The sequence below is a fragment of the Rhodobacteraceae bacterium LMO-JJ12 genome (assembly GCA_021555075.1).
GTDB lineage: Bacteria > Pseudomonadota > Alphaproteobacteria > Rhodobacterales > Rhodobacteraceae > JAKGBX01.
The window spans coordinates 477,591-492,084 of record JAKGBX010000002.1 but is presented as its reverse complement, the minus strand read 5'-3'; the positions used below and the strand labels follow the sequence as shown (position 1 = coordinate 492,084).

The following is a 14,494-nucleotide window of genomic DNA, read 5'->3' as shown; positions in this document are numbered from 1 at the left end:
CCTTGCCAAACCCGGCCCCTTTCTCCTTCATCTTGCCTTAAATATCCCGGGGGGTGCGGGGGGCTCGCCCCCCGCTCCTCACAACCCCAATCAAGGAGCCCGCAGACATGCGCCTCATCTTCATGGGCAGCCCCGAATTCTCCGTTCCCGTGCTCAATGCATTGGTGGCGGAGGGCCATGACATCGCCTGCGTCTATTGCCAGCCCCCCCGCCCTGCGGGACGCGGAAAGAAAGAACGACCCACCCCGGTTCACGCCCGCGCCAATGAACTCGGCCTGCCGGTCCGCCACCCCGCTTCGCTCAAATCGCCCGAAGAACAAGCCGCCTTCACCGCACTCAACGCCGATATCGCCGTGGTCGTCGCCTATGGTCTGATCCTGCCCCAGGCAATCCTCGATGCGCCCACCCATGGCTGCCTCAACATCCACGCCTCGCTTCTGCCGCGCTGGCGCGGCGCCGCCCCGATTCACCGCGCAATCATGGCGGGCGACCCACAAACCGGGATCTGCATCATGCAGATGGACGCCGGGCTTGATACTGGCGCCGTGCTCCTGCACCGTTCCACCCCCATCGGCCCCGAGGAAACTACGGCCCAACTGCATGACAGGCTCTCCGACCTCGGTGCCACCCTGATCGTCGAAGCCCTCGCGCACCTCGACACTCTCACGCCCCAGCCTCAGCCCGAAGACGGCATCACTTACGCCGCCAAGATCGACAAATCCGAAGCCCGCATCGATTGGACCCGTCCGGCGGAAGAGGTCGACCGCCAGATTCGTGGCCTCTCGCCCTTCCCCGGTGCATGGTGCGAACACGAGGGCGCACGCCTGAAATTGCTCGGCTCACGCCTGACAAAAGGCACCGGCACCCCCGGCATCGCGCTGGATGACGCGCTCACCATCGCCTGCGGCACCGGTGCCATTGAAATCACCAGCTTGCAAAAACCGGGCGGGCGGGCGCAGGATGCGGGTGAGTTCCTGCGCGGCACATCCCTGCCACGCGGCACGCAACTGAGCTGAGGAGAACGCCTTGTTTCCCACCATCATGGGCACCGTCGTCATTGCCGGAATCATCGGCTATGCCTCCGAGAAATCGGGTTTCACCCGCAATGGCTATCTCCAGTCGATCATCATCTGCATCGGCGGCGCCTTCCTGTTTTATTTCGTGCGCCTGATGTTTGGCTTTGGCTTTTCCAGCGCCGGTCTCAACGCCATTGCGTCCTCTATCGGCGCGCTGATCATCGTCCCCACCCACTACCGCAAACACTGAAACGCGCCCGCATTCAGTTGCAACGAAAAAAGCAGCCTTTCGCCTTTGGCTCAAACGCGTTTTTCGTTACTCTGGGTCATTGCAAAATGCGCGCACGCCTTAAACGCTGAAAGCGAGGTCTCTCATGATCGTTGTCTGGATTATCATCATCGGTGCTGCGGCGGGATTCATCGCCACACGCATGATGAATTTGAATACGAACGTCATCACCACGATCGCCATCGGCATCGGCGGTGCGCTGATCGGTGGGTTGGTGCTGCGCGCGCTGCTCGCGGTCATGGGCTGGGCCGCCGGGTTTGTCGGGGCAGTGTTGGGCGCATTGCTGCTGATCTGGCTCTGGCAAACCTACGTCAAGTAGCGGCACACGCCACACACATCCGCGCCCCCATTGCCTGTCTCAGACCTTGGGCGGTCGTCCCTTGTAGACCGGCAACCGCCAGCCCAGCGCCAACGATCCCGCCCTGAGCGCCCAGGTCATCCCGCCACAAACCACAAGCGCCGGGCCAACGCCCGCCCCTGCCACAACCGCAATCACTGCCGCGCTTGCCCCAGCGAATGCCGCCGTGGCGTAAAGTTCGCCCTGTTTCAGGATCAGCGGCACCTCGCCCACCACCACATCGCGCATCAATCCGCCCAGACATCCCGTTGCCATCCCCATCATCACCACCACCGGCATCGACTGCTCTACTCCCAGGGCCGCAGCCACCCCGGCCGACACGGCCACAGCCAACGCAAAACTGTCGAGCCACAACAGCCAGCGATAGCGGCTCTCCACCCTATGCGCGGTGAAGAACACCACCACCGCCGCCAGCACCGCAATCAGGATATAAGTCGGCTCTTCGATCCAGAACACCGGATGGCGATCCAGCAGCACATCGCGCACCGTTCCGCCACCCACCGCCGTGAGACAGGCAATAAAAGCAAACCCGATCAGATCAAGCTGTGCCCGGCTCGCCACCAACGCGCCAGTCAATGCAAAGACCAGCACGGCAGCGTAATCAAGCAGAGCAACCGCGCGCATTTCGCGCTCGTCTTGAACGGCGCCATCCCCTCGCGCGCCAACTCATCGGCGCGCTCGTTTTCAGGGTGGCCTGCATGACCCTTGACCCATTCCCAACGCACCTCATGGCGCGCCTGCGCCTCGTCCAGCCGCTGCCACAGATCGACATTCTTCACCGGCTTCCTGCTCGCCGTGCGCCAGCCGTTCTTTTTCCAGCCAAACATCCACCCCGTGACCCCGTTCTTCACATAGGCCGAATCCGTGATCACCGTGATCTTGCTCGCCCGCCCCAGAACCTCCAGCGCATTGATCGCCGCCAAAAGCTCCATGCGGTTGTTGGTCGTCTCGGCCTCGCCGCCGCAGAGCGTGCGCTCCTTGACGACCCTCTCACCCTCCTTGGCAAGCATAAGCACACCCCAGCCTCCCGGCCCCGGATTGCCGCTGCACGCCCCATCGGTATAGGCAAAAAGCTCAGCCATGACAGAGCATCATCACATGTTCGGCCATCTCACCAGAAAGCCCCTTGCTCCGCCCACGCCAGCGTGCGGTCACGTTAAAACCTGCATCCTTCAAATGCGCCTCCAATTCGTCCTCACTGTAATAGGCATAGAACCGCCCGATCCCGTCTGGCCCCTCGCCGGTTCCCAGCTTCATGCCGATGTGAAACACCATGCCCGGCTTTCCCGCCCGATGGATCCGCTGCAATACACCGGAGAAATCGGCCTTCGGCAGGTGCAAGAGACTGAAATTGGCCCAAACACCGTCAAATAGCGCCGCATCGTCCAATTCCTCGAACAGCATTTGGCGCGCGCTCACACCCGCATGCGCCCGCGCCAGTTCCACCATTTCGCCCGACCCGTCACGCGCTTCGACGTCAAAACCACGACGCGCCAGCCAACCGGCATAAAACCCCGGCCCACATCCCAGATCGAGCACCTTCGCACCCTCCGGCAAAGCCGCCCCAAACGCCTCAAGCTGGCGCGATTCCCCAAGGCTCTCGGTCAGCCCGGCATATTCCACGGCTTTGGCATCATAAATGGCAATTGTCGCATCCCGGCTCATACGCGCTCCAGTGCCAATCGACCGGCCAAAGCGGCAAAGATCGCGGCAAAGCTGCGGTTGATCCAGCGCATCAGCCGTGCATTCCCCAAGATCAGGCTTCGCGCTTGGGCCGCAAACAACCCGTAACCGACGAACACGACAAAGGTCAGCGCCATGAAGACGCCCCCTAACAACACCATCTCGCGTGTCACCGATGCCGGATCGCCCGACAAAAACGGCGGTAACAGCGCGAGGAAAAAGATCGACAGCTTCGGGTTCAGAACATTGATCAGCATCCCGCGCCACGCCACGCGCCATCCCGGTTGCGCCGCGCACTCTGATTGCACCGCCAGCGCCCCGCCGTCTTTCAGAGCCTGCCATGCCAGCCAAAGCAAATACGCCACACCCGCGAATTTCACGATCTGAAACAACAGCGCCGAAGCATGCAATACCGCCGCCACCCCCAAAACCGCCGCGCCTAGCGCAGGCACAATCCCGAAGGTACAGCCGACTGCCGCCCAGAAAGCCGCCCGTCTGCCCTGCCCAACCCCGGTAGCCAGCGTGTAAATCACCCCGGTGCCGGGCGCCAGGACCACCACGATCGCGGTGATCAGAAACTGGATAGACATGGCTACTCTCCTCGGATGCCCGCCGACACTACCGGCGCTACGACTTGCTTGGAAGGGGCGTTTCACTCGCCCTGACCGATACCCGCTGCGCCACCCGCGCCCACCAATCCGACAGCGCCGGATAATCGCCCAGCATCCTTGCCGCCTCCGGCACCTGAACAAACGCACCGATCATCGCCGCTAGATGACAGTCGGCCCGACCAAAGCCATCGGCCAAAACCAACCCCTCCGCCGCAACCGTCTCCAGCGCCGCCAAAACACCCGGCGCCGCCGCCAGCCCTTCGCGCAAAATGCTCTCGTCCGACACCTCGCCCATCGCAGGCCCGAACGCCCCGTGCGAATGGACTTGGCGCACCAGCGGCCAATAGGCATAGGCATCCGCCATCCCGATCACCTCGCGCACACGCGCGCGCCCCCGATGGTCGGCTGGCATCAATGGCGGCCCGACAAACGCCTCATCCACATACCCGGTGATCGCCGCCGTTTCGCAAAGCGTAAAGCCATCATGCAACAAAACCGGCACCCGTCCGAAGGGATGCGGGTTCTGCGCCCCCTCACCTGAAAACGGATCATGCTCCCGATAGGCGCACGTAACACCCTTCTCGATCAAGGCAATCCGCACCATCCGTGTATAGACACTGTGGCAATAGCCGATCAGAACCGGCGCAGCCGCGCTCACTCCGCCTTCCGAAGCACGCGCGGCACCTTGAACTCCACCGCTTCCTTTGCGGTCTCTACTTCCTCGATGGTCACGTCAAAACGCTCTTTCAGCGCCTCGATCACTTCATCCACCAACAACTCCGGCGCCGACGCCCCGGCGCTGACCCCAACCGACCGCACCCCTTCCAAGGCCCGCCAATCGATCTCGCCCGCCCGCTGCACCAGTTGCGAATAGGTGCAGCCCGCCCGCCGCGCCACCTCGACCAGCCGCCGTGAATTAGACGAATTCGGCGCCCCCACCACCAATATCGCCTGCGCATGGGCGGCAATCGCCTTCACCGCCTCCTGCCGGTTGGTCGTCGCGTAACAAATGTCTTCCTTATGCGGCCCGCGGATACCCTCAAATCGCGCCTGCAACGCCTCCACGATTTCGCTCGTATCATCCACGCTCAACGTGGTCTGCGTCACAAAGGCCAACCGCGCCGGATCGCGCACCACAACTTGCGCCACATCCGCCACCGTTTCGACCAGCAAGACATCGCCCTCGGGCAATTGCCCCATCGTGCCAATGGTCTCGGGATGCCCGGCATGACCGATCATGATGATCTGCAAGCCTTCGGCGCTATGGCGTTCGGCTTCGATATGCACCTTGCTCACCAACGGACAGGTCGCATCGACAAACACCATCTCGCGGCGTGCCGCCTCGGCTGGTACGGCTTTGGGCACGCCATGCGCGGAAAAGATCACCGGCCGATCATCCGGACAATCGCTCAATTCCTCGACAAACACCGCCCCCTTGGCCCTCAGATCATCCACCACATACTTGTTGTGTACGATCTCATGGCGCACAAACACCGGCGCCCCCCATTTCTCGATCGCCATCTCGACAATCTTGATTGCCCGGTCCACCCCGGCGCAAAACCCGCGCGGTGCAGCAAGAAAAAGGGTAAGCGGTGGCTTGGTCATGATGTCTCTCCTTGCCCCCTCAGCTAAGACACATCCCGCCCCGCGTCCAGAGCAGCCCCCCTTCCATCTTCATCTTGCTCCAAATATCCCCGCCGGAGGCTCCCTCACTCGCCACACATCCCATCCCTTGCCGGGATACTACCGCACCCTCCCCAACCGGTTCCGGTCCCGCTCAAGGCCGCCCGCATGCGCCATGCGCACCCTTGCTGCACGCACCACCCACCGCCCTCACGAAACCCTGACTTGACCTTCCCGCGCCGGAGCCTTCGACAAGCGCTGGAATCCACGTCATCAAAGGCCGTTCCATGCGCTTCAAACCCCTTGTCACCCTCGCCCTCGTCGTCTCCACTCTTGGTCTTGCATGGCTCGGCTGGGTGTCGCTCTCACCCGGCGCTTCTGCCCGCGTCGACGGTCTCTTTCCCTATGACGATCCCGCCGTTCTCGCCCTTGGCAAACCGCTCTACGATGACAATTGTGCAAGCTGCCACGGCGCCAATCTCCAGGGAGAGCCCAACTGGCGCGACCGCGATTCCGACGGCTACCTTCCTGCCCCACCCCATGACGCCTCGGGCCACACCTGGCATCACCCGGATGCCCAGCTTTTTGCGATCACCAAACATGGCACCTCTGCCCTTGTCGGCGGCGACTACAAATCCCGCATGGACGGCTTTGCCGATAGTCTCTCCGACGCCGAAATCCTCGCCATTCTGGCCTATATCAAGTCGACATGGCCGCCCCAGATCATCGCGCGCCACAACCAGATGAACGCCGCCCAACAATAGCCCGTCAGCCCGCCGGGAAAAGCCGACTCAATCGCCTCATCGCGGCCTCGGACCGCGCGGCAATTTCCTCGGGTCCCGGCATCCCCATCGCGCCAGTGACCCGCCTGATCTGCGCATCCCCAATCAACAGCGCAAACCAGACTTCGGCCATCTCGCCCGGCTCTGCGCCGCCCAGCTGCCCGGCCTCGATCGCCCGCGCCATCACACCGGCAATCCACGGTCCGACCACATCCCGCCCTGCCCGGCCCAGCGCCCGACCCAACGCGCCCGACCCATCCGCCGCCGCCGCCCGATTGAGCGCGACCGCCCTCGGTCCCAACAACATGCTGAGCAGAATCGGCCCCACGCGGGACAGGTCCGCCATCGCATCGCCCCCCCCTCCGACCCTTTCCAACGCCGCGCGTACGACATCGGTATTGCGTGCAATCAACGCCGCAAAAAGCCCCTGCTTGTCACCATACCATCGATACAGCGTCTCGTTGCTGGCCTTGGCCGCCCTGGCCACCGCCAACATCGAAAGCCCGCCAAAACCCTTGGCTTCCAGCACGCCATAAGCCGCCGCCTCGATCTCTTCGGCCCGTTTTTCCCGCGCGTCGTTTCGCATGTCTCGTCTCCTGCCCCTGGTCGAATCTGCAATCCAAGCCTTGACAGCATCCGTAATCCTGATTACGCCATAGTCAATCCGTAACATAAATTACGCCTCAGGAGAAGCCCCATGACCACCCCGAACCAGACCGAACTGACAGACCGCCCCGCGCTCGCCGCGCTGACCGGTTTGATCGTCTTGCATGGCGTCATGCTCTCGGCACTTTATGCCGGGGTCCAACCCCACCCGCCCGCGCACATTCCACTTTTCGGCATGGCCCCCTTCCTCGGCACGACCCTCTCGGCGGCTGGTGCGGCGATGATCCTCGGCACGGTAAACACCGTCTCGGGTCGCGCGTTCAGCGTCCTTGCCTTGTTGCTGTCACTGGTCTCTTTCGGGCCACACAAACTGATTGATCCGGCGTTCCCGCTGATCTGGCCCGCCGTGGTGGCCGCATGGGTCGCGGTGATCGCGCTTGGCCTGCGTCTCTGGCTCACCCGTCAAAGTGCCAGCCGCAACTTGCAGCCTGAAGCCGCCTGACATCGCCACCAAAACGAAAAAAGGCCGGACCGCATCCCCGCGCCCCGGCCTTTTTTCAATTCTTCATCCCGCAAGTCTGCGAAACGTATCAGTCCTCTTCCGACATCGCCGGCGAACGCTCGGGCATCGGTTCCCGCGGCGGGCGCCCGATAACATCCTTCAACTCATCAAGCTCGATGAAGTTGTCCGCCTGACGGCGCAGCTCGTCAGCAATCATCGGCGGCTGGCTGCGGATGGTCGAAACCACCGAAACGCGCACACCCTGACGTTGCAGGCTCTCCACCAACGGGCGGAAATCGCCGTCGCCGGAAAACAGCACGATATGGTCCACCCGCGGCGCCAGCTCCATGGCATCGACGCACAGCTCGATGTCCATATTGCCCTTCACCTTCCGGCGTCCCATGCTGTCGGTGTATTCCTTGGCGGGCTTCGTCACCATCGAGAACCCATTGTAATGCAACCAATCTACCAGTGGGCGGATCGGAGAATACTCGTCATGCTCCAGAAGCGCAGTATAGTAAAACGCCCGCAAAAGCTTGCCCCGGCGCATGAACTCATGGCGCAGCAACTTGTAGTCGATATCAAAACCAAGAGCTTTGGCTGCTGCAAACAAATTCGAGCCATCGATGAACAGCGCCAGCCGCTCGTCCTTGTAAAACATCAATTGTCCTTCCAAAAGATAGCCCGGCCGTTTTTCCGTGAGTGTAATGAGCGGCAGGGGATAAAAGCGTGAAATATGGCTATTCAATACGGATTTCAAGGCTATACAACGTGGGGAAAAGGATAGGACGAAGCTTACCTTGGATCAAGTCACACTCATTGCGTTGGGCTCAAATCAGCCGTCACCCGCCGGCCCACCCGTCGCGACGCTACGCGCGGCGCTGGCAAAGCTGGACGCAAGTGATGGCTTGTCCTTGCGTAAAGTCAGCCGCCTTTACCAGACCCCGGCATTCCCGCTAGGGTCCGGGCCTGACTACATAAATGCCGCCGCGGCATTTGACTGCAACGTCACGCCGCACACCCTGCTCAAGCGTCTGCACGAGGTTGAATCCAGCCTCGAAAGACACCGCAAGACACGCTGGGCGGCACGCACGATTGACCTTGATATGCTGGCATTCGGAGCAGCTGTTTTGCCTGACAGGTTGACTTGGCGTCATTGGCGCGACCTGCCGGAAAATTTACAATCACAGGCTGCACCTGATGAATTGATCCTGCCCCACCCACGACTTCAGGATCGCGGTTTTGTTCTCGTTCCTCTGGCTGAAATCGCGCCCGATTGGCGCCACCCGATACTGGATCAGAGCGTGAGCGAAATGTTGGCCGCCCTGCCGCCCGATGCGCTCGTCGGCATAACGCCGATCTGATCCATCCAAGGCGCGATGTTGCCCGCATCAGATCGCGCTACCCGACGACCGCCTAGTGCCGCCTCATTTTAGTGCGACAATCCGCCGCTTAGTGTGACAATCCGCCGCGCAATATCACGACTAAATCCGCGTCCCGCCGTGAAACCGCCAAACCGGTCTTCGCCGCGTTCCGCCTCTTGCCAGAGCCGCACCATCTCGGCGGCAATCCCCTCGGGCGTGTCGGCCACCCGGCAAAGCCCGATATCCGCGAGATACTGATAATCCGTCGCCAGAAACGCCGGGATCGACCCCGACACGATCTGGCGACGATGGATGATCGGCTCATAGGGATTGTGCCCAACCCCGCCAAACAGAGTGTGCCCCATGAAAACACCGAAACAAACCTCAAGCCAGGCGCCAAACTCACCATAGCTGTCGGCGACAAACACCGCCTGTTCCGCCGTCGGCAGTTCATCAACCGACCGCCGCGCCGCATCCACACCCTGCGCCGCGCAAATCGCATGAATCGGCGCGCCCTGCTCTTTCCAGCGCGGTGCAAGAATGCTCTTCAGCCCCGGAATGTCCTTCGCCGCAATCTCATGCGCCCCAAGCAGCGTCTCGATCTCGCCCTCATCCACCGATGCGCCAAAGAAGATCGGGCTGTCGCCCCAAACATTGCGTAGCGCCGCCACCACATCCTCTTTCACCACCAATTCGGCTGAATCCATCTTCAGATTCGGCGCAAAGATCACCTCGCAATCCTCGCGCACCCAATCCTTGGCCGCCTCTTCGCCGCCTTCGGAAAAAATGTGCAGCACATCAATATGCGCCATCATCCAGCGCCCCAACCCCGGCATCTTGCCAATCAGCCGCCCCAACCGCCCGTTGAACTGTCCGTTGACCAAGGCCATGGGCACACCCCGCGCCGCCAACAGGCTCAGCGTGTTGGGCCAGATATCGCTCTCGCAAAACACCGCCACATCCGGGCGCCAATGGTCGAGAAACCGCACCATCGCGCCGCGAAAATCATGCGGCGCCAGCAACAACGTCACATCGTCCTTTTCGGCTTCTCGTTTGAAAATTCCCTGTGCGTCCACCGTGCGCGTGGTGATCAAAAAATGCAGCCCCGGCTCAACCTCGCGCAGCGCCTGCATCAGCACCAGATTGGCGGTTGAATCCCCCGGCCCGATGGATTGCAGCCAGACCAGCTTGCCGTCGGGTCGCTTCGGCAATACCCGCGCCACCCGCTCGGCGGCACGTTCTGCGCTTTCCTCGCCCGGATGGCTCTTGGCGCGCTTGCGCACCAACGCCTTGATCAGGGCCTCGGGCAAGATCCGCATCAACCCACCATAGACTCGCAGAAGGGCGCGTTCTTTGAACGTCATCGCCTTGCGGCGTGCGATGATCTCTGATGTTTTTCCGCTCATATCCGCCCCCGATGCTCGCGCTTGTCTGTGCCAATTCCGCCTCCATTTCAACCCTCACGAAATCTCGGTTGCGCCGCGCGGTCAGAACGCCGAAACTCCCCCGAAACTCAGGATCGAACAATTCATGCCCCAAGACGTTATCGCCCTGATCCCCGCCCGGCTGGAAAGCTCACGGCTGCCCAATAAGCCGCTAAAGTCTATTTGCGGCCTGCCGATGATCGTGCATGTCGCCAAGCGAAGCCAGCTTGCCAAGGGCGTCACCCGCGTCGCCGTCTGCACCGATTCAATCGAGATCCTGATGGTGTGCGAGAAATTCGGCATCGAGGTCTGCATGACCCGCGCCAGCCACCAGAACGGCACCGAACGCATTGCCGAAGCCGCCGAAACCATGGGCCTGTCGGATACGGACGTGATTGTTGACGTGCAGGGCGACGAACCCTTCGTCAAACCCGACTACATCGAACAGGTCGCCGAATTCACCCGCGCCAGCGGCTATGGCTGTGTCGTGCCGCACCAATTCATGGAAGAGCGCGGCAACCTCAACCGGGTCAAGCTGGTGTCGCACGAAGACCGGGTGCTCTATTTCTCGCGCGCCGATGTGCCCTGCCATTTCGGCGCGATCCCGCAGCCGTTGAAAAAGCACCTCTCGATCATCGGTTTCCGCCTGCCCGCCTTGCGCAAATTCGCCGCCCACGCGCCCACCCCGCTTGAGGAGATGGAGCGTATCGAGCTGATGCGCCTTGTTGAGTTGGGCGAACCCATCGGCACCTTCCTGCAAGACGGCACCTCGCTCTCGGTCGACACACCCGAAGATTACGAACTGGCCTGCCGGATGATGGAACGCGATGTGCTGTTTCGCGATAAACTCCAGAAGGAGGCGCTGAAATGAGCATTCGTCACGTCTCCTTCGATCTCGACGGCACGCTGATCAATTCCTTCGCAACGATGAAAGTCGCGTGGGAGGCCGCCACCTCTGAGTTGGGCATCAACTGCGGCTTTGCCGAGTATCGACGCTATGTCGGCCTGCCTTTCCCGAAAATCCTCGCCATGCTGGGCCTGTCGAACTTCGAGATCGAATTGACCGAGATCTATTTCGCCAACACCCGGCGGCTTTACGATCAGATCCCGCTGATCGATGGTGCCGACGAGATCCTGAAGTGGTGCAGCGCCCAGGGCCTGGGGACTTCGATTATCACCTCCAAACCGCGCCAGAACTCCGAATTGATCCTTGAAAAGATGGGCTTCGAGGTCGAAAAGCTTGTCTGCGGTGATGATCTCTCACGCGGCAAGCCTGATCCGATGGCGGGTCGGCTGTTGTGTGAAGCCTTTGACCTCGCTCCGGCCCAGGTGCTTTATGTCGGTGACGCGATCTTCGATTTCCAATTCGCCCTCAACGCCGGAATGGACTTCATCTTGTTTGACAATCACGGCGACAATCGCCTGCCCAAGAACCTGCTCAACCCGGTGAAAAGCGTCTCCGGCCTCTCCGATATCAAGGCCTATCTCGGCTGATTGCGCCGCACCGCCGCATCGACAATCGCGCCCAGCCCGGTTTTTCGCGTTTTGTCTCGCGCACCGGCCCCATTCTGCCCTTGTCTTTCCTGACCAACAGGCTTAAAAAGCGCCTTCTTGCTTTTCTTTCAGGAGTGCCCGATGGCCCGCGTGACAGTAGAAGATTGCGTCGACAAGGTTCCAAACCGATTCGATCTGGTGATGCTCGCCGCCCACCGTGCGCGCGAAATTTCCGCCGGCGCGCCGATCACCGTGGAACGCGACAACGACAAGAATCCCGTCGTTGCCCTGCGTGAAATCGCCGAAGAAACCCAATCCGCCGCCGACCTGCACGAGCGTCTGATCGAAAGCAACCAGACCCAGATCGAGGTTGATGAGCCCGAAGACGACGCCATGGCCCTGCTTATGGGTGCCGAACAGGACAAGCCCGACGAAGACGATGTCTCCGAAGAACAACTCCTGCGCGCGTTGATGGAAGCACAGGGCCAGGGCTGACCCTGATCCGGGACTGGAAGGTGCGACGTGGATGATCCCTGTCGAAGACCTGATCACACGGGTCCGCGCTTATAATCCGAAAACCAACGAAGACCTGATTCGTGCGGCTTATGCTTTTGGCAAAGCCGCACATGACGGCCAATATCGCCACTCGGGCGAGCCGTATTTCTCCCATCCCGTCGAAGTGGCGATGATACTCGCTGATCAGCGGCTCGATGATGCCACCTTGATCACCGCGCTGCTGCACGACACGATCGAAGATACCATCGCCTCCTACCCCGAGGTCGAAGCCCGCTTTGGCCGCAATATCGCCGATCTCGTCGATGGCGTCACCAAGCTGACCAATCTTCAGCTCTCTTCGACCGAAACCAAACAGGCCGAAAACTTCCGCAAGCTTTTCATCGCCATGTCGCGTGATATGCGGGTGATCCTGGTCAAACTGGCTGACCGGTTGCACAACATGCGCACGATCCGCGCCATGCGTGTCGAAAAGCAGGTCCAAAAGGCGCGTGAAACCATGGATATCTATGCCCCGCTGGCCGGGCGCATGGGTATGCAATGGATGCGCGAAGAACTCGAAGATCTCGCCTTTCGCGTCCTCAACCCCGAAGCGCGCGCCTCGATCATGCGCCGTTTCATCACGCTTCAGCGCGAGACCGGAGACGTTGTCGAACGCATCACCTCCGATATGAAATCCGAGCTGAAAAAGGCCCATATCCACGCCATGGTACTGGGGCGCGCGAAGAAGCCCTATTCGGTCTGGCGCAAGATGCAGGAGAAAGAGCTTTCCTTCTCGCGTCTCTCGGACATCTACGGTTTCCGCATCCTCACCGATACCGAGGAAAGCTGCTATGCGATCCTCGGCGTGATTCACCGCCGCTGGCGCGCCGTGCCGGGCCGCTTCAAAGATTACATCAGCCAGCCAAAATCAAACGGCTACCGTTCGATCCATACCACCGTTTCGGGCCGCGATGGCCGCCGGGTCGAGGTTCAGATCCGCACCCATCAAATGCACGATGTCGCCGAATCGGGCGTGGCCGCGCATTGGTCCTATCGCGACGGCGTGCCGTCGGAAAACCCGTTTGCTGTTGATCCCGCCAAATGGGTCGCGGGCCTGACCGAACGGCTTCAGGACGATGACGATCACGAGGATTTTCTCGAAGCGGTCAAACTTGAGATGTATGCCGACCAGGTGTTCTGCTTCACCCCCAAGGGCGAGGTGGTCAAACTGCCGCGCGGTGCCACCCCGATTGACTTCGCCTATGCCATCCACACCCGCATCGGCGATGCCTGTGTTGGGGCCAAGATCGACAACATGCGCGTGCCGCTCTGGACCCGCATCAAGAACGGCCAATCCATCGAAATCATCACCGCCGAAGGTCAGGTGCCCCAGGCCACATGGCTCGATATCGCCACCACCGGCAAGGCCAAGACAGCGATTCGCCGCGCCCTGCGCGAGGTTGACCGCGAACGTTACATCAAACTCGGGCGCGAACTGGCCCGCGCCGCGTTTGAACATGTCGGCAAGCGTGCTACCGACAAGGCGCTCGTGACCGCCGCCAAAAAGCTCCGTCTTTCCGGGCGAAATGAGCTTCTGGCCCGTTTGGGTAGTGCCGAACTCACATCACGCAAGATGATCGAAGCGCTCTATCCCGAACTCGCGACCGATGACGGCGCCGAGATCAGCTCCGAACGCGCCGTCATCGGCCTTGCTGCGGATCAGTCAATGCACCGCGCCCCCTGCTGTCAGCCGCTGCCGGGCGAACGCATCGTCGGAATCACCTATCGCGGCCGTGGCGTGGTGGTGCATGCCATTGATTGTGCAACCCTGATGAATTTTGAGGATCAACCGGAGCGCTGGCTCGATCTGCACTGGCAACCGGGCAAGCACCCGCCTATCTATTCCGTGACACTCGATCTCACCATCGGCAACGATGCCGGCGTTCTGGGGCGGATTTGCACATTGATCGGCGAACAAAAGGCCAATATCTCCGACCTGCGGTTCCTCGACAGGAAACCCGATTTCTTCAGGCTTCTCGCTGATGTCGATCTGCGCGATGCCGAACATTTGCATCGCCTCACTTCGGTGCTTGAAGCCGAAAGTGATGTTGCCGCGATCGAACGCTATCGCGATCCCGCCCTCGCCGGACTACAAGGGGGCACAGGCGGCAGTCAGGGCGAGAAACAACCGTCTGGCGAAACGGCGAACTGAACCAATTGTCGCCCTTTCCGGGCGAGACACAAGAC

The 14,494-nt window shown here is 61.2% G+C and carries 19 protein-coding genes; 10 read left to right on the top strand and 9 right to left on the bottom strand.

Annotated features, from left to right (window positions below; all coding sequences use genetic code 11):
* Positions 1 to 107 precede the first annotated feature (107 nt).
* From fmt to LZG00_14375, 3 genes are all read left to right on the top strand, one after another.
* Positions 108 to 1,016 carry a methionyl-tRNA formyltransferase gene (gene fmt, locus LZG00_14385; GenBank protein MCF3595180.1) on the top strand — a complete coding sequence of 303 codons (909 nt, stop codon included), beginning with the start codon at positions 108 to 110 and terminating at the stop codon, positions 1,014 to 1,016.
* A gap of 10 nt (positions 1,017 to 1,026) precedes the next feature.
* Complete coding sequence (locus LZG00_14380; protein ID MCF3595179.1) at positions 1,027 to 1,266, top strand: hypothetical protein; 240 nt, start codon at positions 1,027 to 1,029, stop codon at positions 1,264 to 1,266.
* Positions 1,267 to 1,390: 124 nt separating this feature from the next.
* Positions 1,391 to 1,624, top strand: a complete 234-nt coding sequence (locus tag LZG00_14375; protein ID MCF3595178.1) for a GlsB/YeaQ/YmgE family stress response membrane protein — start codon at positions 1,391 to 1,393, stop codon at positions 1,622 to 1,624.
* Between the two features lie 39 nt (positions 1,625 to 1,663).
* Here the strand turns inward: LZG00_14375 and LZG00_14370 are convergent, their stop codons facing one another.
* From LZG00_14370 to ispH, 6 genes are read right to left on the bottom strand one after another with little or no spacing between them, the layout of a single operon-like run.
* Positions 1,664 to 2,287 carry a trimeric intracellular cation channel family protein gene (locus LZG00_14370; protein ID MCF3595177.1) on the bottom strand — a complete coding sequence of 208 codons (624 nt, stop codon included), beginning with the start codon at positions 2,285 to 2,287 and terminating at the stop codon, positions 1,664 to 1,666.
* A complete protein-coding gene (rnhA, locus tag LZG00_14365) occupies positions 2,236 to 2,745 on the bottom strand; it encodes a ribonuclease HI (GenBank protein ID MCF3595176.1) in 510 nt (169 codons plus the stop codon). Before rnhA ends, LZG00_14370 begins: the two co-directional genes overlap by 52 nt.
* Positions 2,738 to 3,328 carry a class I SAM-dependent methyltransferase gene (locus LZG00_14360; GenBank protein MCF3595175.1) on the bottom strand — a complete coding sequence of 197 codons (591 nt, stop codon included), beginning with the start codon at positions 3,326 to 3,328 and terminating at the stop codon, positions 2,738 to 2,740. Before LZG00_14360 ends, rnhA begins: the two co-directional genes overlap by 8 nt.
* Positions 3,325 to 3,936 carry a LysE family translocator gene (locus LZG00_14355; protein ID MCF3595174.1) on the bottom strand — a complete coding sequence of 204 codons (612 nt, stop codon included), beginning with the start codon at positions 3,934 to 3,936 and terminating at the stop codon, positions 3,325 to 3,327. Before LZG00_14355 ends, LZG00_14360 begins: the two co-directional genes overlap by 4 nt.
* A 37-nt stretch (positions 3,937 to 3,973) precedes the next feature.
* Positions 3,974 to 4,615 (bottom strand): glutathione S-transferase family protein, encoded by a 642-nt coding sequence (locus tag LZG00_14350; GenBank protein MCF3595173.1) that lies wholly within the window; start codon positions 4,613 to 4,615, stop codon positions 3,974 to 3,976.
* Positions 4,612 to 5,562 (bottom strand): 4-hydroxy-3-methylbut-2-enyl diphosphate reductase, encoded by a 951-nt coding sequence (ispH, locus tag LZG00_14345; GenBank protein MCF3595172.1) that lies wholly within the window; start codon positions 5,560 to 5,562, stop codon positions 4,612 to 4,614. The genes LZG00_14350 and ispH overlap by 4 nt, the downstream gene beginning before the upstream one ends.
* A gap of 305 nt (positions 5,563 to 5,867) precedes the next feature.
* On the opposite strand from ispH, the gene LZG00_14340 reads away from it, so the two are divergent.
* Entirely contained in the window at positions 5,868 to 6,344 is a 477-nt protein-coding gene (locus tag LZG00_14340) for a c-type cytochrome (protein MCF3595171.1), read from the top strand.
* A 4-nt stretch (positions 6,345 to 6,348) separates the two neighbouring features.
* Here LZG00_14340 and LZG00_14335 read toward each other — a convergent pair whose 3' ends face one another.
* Positions 6,349 to 6,948, bottom strand: a complete 600-nt coding sequence (locus LZG00_14335) for a TetR/AcrR family transcriptional regulator (GenBank protein ID MCF3595170.1) — start codon at positions 6,946 to 6,948, stop codon at positions 6,349 to 6,351.
* Between the two features lie 111 nt (positions 6,949 to 7,059).
* Between LZG00_14335 and LZG00_14330 the strand changes: the two genes are divergently transcribed.
* The gene (locus LZG00_14330; protein ID MCF3595169.1) at positions 7,060 to 7,470 is read left to right on the top strand and encodes a hypothetical protein; all 411 of its coding nucleotides are present in this window, start codon (positions 7,060 to 7,062) and stop codon (positions 7,468 to 7,470) included.
* 88 nt (positions 7,471 to 7,558) lie between these two features.
* Here the strand turns inward: LZG00_14330 and LZG00_14325 are convergent, their stop codons facing one another.
* On the bottom strand, positions 7,559 to 8,131 hold the full coding sequence (locus LZG00_14325) for an NYN domain-containing protein (GenBank protein MCF3595168.1): 573 nt from the start codon (positions 8,129 to 8,131) through the stop codon (positions 7,559 to 7,561).
* A 139-nt stretch (positions 8,132 to 8,270) separates the two neighbouring features.
* On the opposite strand from LZG00_14325, the gene folK reads away from it, so the two are divergent.
* Positions 8,271 to 8,834 (top strand): 2-amino-4-hydroxy-6-hydroxymethyldihydropteridine diphosphokinase, encoded by a 564-nt coding sequence (gene folK / locus LZG00_14320; GenBank protein ID MCF3595167.1) that lies wholly within the window; start codon positions 8,271 to 8,273, stop codon positions 8,832 to 8,834.
* Positions 8,835 to 8,902: 68 nt separating this feature from the next.
* On the opposite strand, the gene LZG00_14315 is transcribed toward folK, so the two are convergent.
* Positions 8,903 to 10,240 carry a hypothetical protein gene (locus LZG00_14315; GenBank protein ID MCF3595166.1) on the bottom strand — a complete coding sequence of 446 codons (1,338 nt, stop codon included), beginning with the start codon at positions 10,238 to 10,240 and terminating at the stop codon, positions 8,903 to 8,905.
* Between the two features lie 124 nt (positions 10,241 to 10,364).
* On the opposite strand from LZG00_14315, the gene kdsB reads away from it, so the two are divergent.
* The 4 genes from kdsB to LZG00_14295 all read left to right on the top strand — a co-directional run bounded on the left by kdsB (position 10,365) and on the right by LZG00_14295 (position 14,459).
* Positions 10,365 to 11,129, top strand: a complete 765-nt coding sequence (gene kdsB / locus LZG00_14310) for a 3-deoxy-manno-octulosonate cytidylyltransferase (protein MCF3595165.1) — start codon at positions 10,365 to 10,367, stop codon at positions 11,127 to 11,129.
* Positions 11,126 to 11,752, top strand: coding sequence for an HAD family hydrolase (locus tag LZG00_14305; protein ID MCF3595164.1), 627 nt, complete (start codon positions 11,126 to 11,128; stop codon positions 11,750 to 11,752). Before kdsB ends, LZG00_14305 begins: the two co-directional genes overlap by 4 nt.
* Positions 11,753 to 11,893: 141 nt before the next feature.
* Positions 11,894 to 12,247 carry a DNA-directed RNA polymerase subunit omega gene (rpoZ, locus tag LZG00_14300; protein MCF3595163.1) on the top strand — a complete coding sequence of 118 codons (354 nt, stop codon included), beginning with the start codon at positions 11,894 to 11,896 and terminating at the stop codon, positions 12,245 to 12,247.
* Positions 12,248 to 12,278: 31 nt separating this feature from the next.
* Positions 12,279 to 14,459, top strand: a complete 2,181-nt coding sequence (locus tag LZG00_14295) for a bifunctional (p)ppGpp synthetase/guanosine-3',5'-bis(diphosphate) 3'-pyrophosphohydrolase (GenBank protein ID MCF3595162.1) — start codon at positions 12,279 to 12,281, stop codon at positions 14,457 to 14,459.
* Positions 14,460 to 14,494 lie beyond the last annotated feature (35 nt).

Coding starts and splice junctions, on each gene's coding strand:
- fmt (MCF3595180.1), top strand. CDS start 108: ATGCGCCTCATCTTCATGGGCAGCCCCGAATTCTCCGTTCCCGTGCTC.
- LZG00_14375 (MCF3595178.1), top strand. CDS start 1,391: ATGATCGTTGTCTGGATTATCATCATCGGTGCTGCGGCGGGATTCATC.
- LZG00_14370 (MCF3595177.1), bottom strand. CDS start 2,287: ATGCGCGCGGTTGCTCTGCTTGATTACGCTGCCGTGCTGGTCTTTGCA.
- rnhA (MCF3595176.1), bottom strand. CDS start 2,745: ATGGCTGAGCTTTTTGCCTATACCGATGGGGCGTGCAGCGGCAATCCG.
- LZG00_14360 (MCF3595175.1), bottom strand. CDS start 3,328: ATGAGCCGGGATGCGACAATTGCCATTTATGATGCCAAAGCCGTGGAA.
- LZG00_14355 (MCF3595174.1), bottom strand. CDS start 3,936: ATGTCTATCCAGTTTCTGATCACCGCGATCGTGGTGGTCCTGGCGCCC.
- ispH (MCF3595172.1), bottom strand. CDS start 5,562: ATGACCAAGCCACCGCTTACCCTTTTTCTTGCTGCACCGCGCGGGTTT.
- LZG00_14340 (MCF3595171.1), top strand. CDS start 5,868: ATGCGCTTCAAACCCCTTGTCACCCTCGCCCTCGTCGTCTCCACTCTT.
- LZG00_14335 (MCF3595170.1), bottom strand. CDS start 6,948: ATGCGAAACGACGCGCGGGAAAAACGGGCCGAAGAGATCGAGGCGGCG.
- LZG00_14330 (MCF3595169.1), top strand. CDS start 7,060: ATGACCACCCCGAACCAGACCGAACTGACAGACCGCCCCGCGCTCGCC.
- LZG00_14325 (MCF3595168.1), bottom strand. CDS start 8,131: ATGTTTTACAAGGACGAGCGGCTGGCGCTGTTCATCGATGGCTCGAAT.
- LZG00_14315 (MCF3595166.1), bottom strand. CDS start 10,240: ATGAGCGGAAAAACATCAGAGATCATCGCACGCCGCAAGGCGATGACG.
- kdsB (MCF3595165.1), top strand. CDS start 10,365: ATGCCCCAAGACGTTATCGCCCTGATCCCCGCCCGGCTGGAAAGCTCA.
- LZG00_14305 (MCF3595164.1), top strand. CDS start 11,126: ATGAGCATTCGTCACGTCTCCTTCGATCTCGACGGCACGCTGATCAAT.
- rpoZ (MCF3595163.1), top strand. CDS start 11,894: ATGGCCCGCGTGACAGTAGAAGATTGCGTCGACAAGGTTCCAAACCGA.
- LZG00_14295 (MCF3595162.1), top strand. CDS start 12,279: ATGATCCCTGTCGAAGACCTGATCACACGGGTCCGCGCTTATAATCCG.